Annotated in this window: 3 protein-coding genes; all 3 read left to right on the top strand. The window is 34.3% G+C overall.

Features of this window, described 5'->3' with window-relative positions; genetic code table 11:
- Positions 1–192: 192 nt before the first annotated feature.
- A complete protein-coding gene (locus ACN4EE_RS23225; protein ID WP_431708879.1) occupies positions 193–390 on the top strand; it encodes a type II toxin-antitoxin system HicB family antitoxin in 198 nt (65 codons plus the stop codon).
- Positions 387–590, top strand: a complete 204-nt coding sequence (locus ACN4EE_RS23230) for a type II toxin-antitoxin system HicA family toxin (protein WP_431708880.1) — start codon at positions 387–389, stop codon at positions 588–590. Before ACN4EE_RS23225 ends, ACN4EE_RS23230 begins: the two co-directional genes overlap by 4 nt.
- 281 nt (positions 591–871) lie before the next feature.
- The coding region (locus ACN4EE_RS23235; RefSeq protein WP_431708881.1) for a DUF6444 domain-containing protein at positions 872–1,564 on the top strand (693 nt) is incomplete at its 3' end.

Raw genomic sequence — 1,564 nt, forward strand, 5'->3', positions numbered from 1 at the left:
AAATCTTCATTAAATTTAGTAAATAGCTATCAAAAATCAATTTATGATAATTTTTAATCAAATCTTCTAATGATTCGAGCGATTTAGTCTAAATCTTATCTCGAACAGAGGTTCGAGCGGATCAAAAAGTTTAATGTTTATTATAATAAACTCAAGTTTTTAGAAAACAATAAATTAAATGATTAAATTAATATGAAAATAAAAGCTATAATTCATGAAGCACAAGAAGGTGGATATTGGGCTGAAGTTCCAATTTTTCAGGGATGTTATACACAAGGTGAAACTATAGAGGAAGTTTTGGAAAACCTGAAAGAAGTCATTGGTTTATATGCAGAAGATGAACCAGAAAATCTTAGCCCTTCAGATAAGGTGATTGAGTTAACAGTATGAAAGCAATATCAGGCAAAAAATTAGCCAAAATATTAGAGAAAAAAGGATGGCGATTAGTTAGAGTAAAAGGTAGCCATTATCGCTTTCAAAAAGATAATCAAAGTATTTCTATTCCCATTCACGGTAATGAAGATTTAAAAATTGGGTTATTAAAAACCGTGATGAAACAAGCAAATTTAACAGATTCGGACTTGATATAATGTAGAAACAAAGAAATTATAGTTCCAAAAAAATATAGTCAAATTTGTCTATGTTTTCAGCAAAGTTTTCTAAGACTTAAGTTGATCGAACCTCCCCTATCCTGTCATTGCGAGGCACAAACCAATCCCTCAAATCGATCGAATTCTTCTCCTTTTTTTCCAAAATGCGATCGCCTTAGTAAAAATAGATCACACTTTTTTGTTTTAAGATAATCTGTAACTACCTACGTTAAGTAAATTGATCTATCCAAAAAGAAGATCATAATGATAGAATAATTCCTATGAAAGTCGAAACCCAAATACTTGAAGTTATTAGCTTACAAAAAGAAAATCAACGGCTGCGTGAGGAGAATCAGGCGTTGAAGGAACGTATCGCTGAATTAGAAAAAAGTTTGGGTAAGAATAGCAAAAATAGTTCTAAACCGCCATCCACAGATGGATTAAAGAAACCACCTCGAACCACAAGTCTCAGAGGTAAAAGTGATAAACCAAATGGTGGACAGGTTGGGCATCAGGGTAAAACTTTGGAGTGGGTATCAAAACCAGAACATGTGATTAAACATCCAACTCCCTCTTGTTGTGATAACTGTGGTTGTTCCACATCCTCGGCACTCAAAGTTTCAACCATTGCTCGACAAGTATTTGATATTCCACCACCGAAAATAGAAGTCACCGAACATCAAGTAGAAGTTTTTAGATGTGGGGAATGTGGAGAGAAAATACAAGGAACTTTTCCCAAGGGAGTAAATGCACCACAACAATATGGCATGAGAATCAGAGCCATAGCTTCCTATTTATCCAATCAACATTTTATTCCCGAACAACGATTGAGTCAGTTGTTATCAGATTTGTTTGACTGTTCGATGAGTGAAAAAACTCTTGCTAACATCAACGAATCGATGGCACACTTAGCAGTGCCATTGGTGGGACAAATAAAAGAGAAAATTGAAACCGCCAGAGTAAAACATTTGGAC

The sequence above is a fragment of the Geminocystis sp. CENA526 genome (assembly GCF_050753365.1).
GTDB lineage: Bacteria > Cyanobacteriota > Cyanobacteriia > Cyanobacteriales > Cyanobacteriaceae > Geminocystis.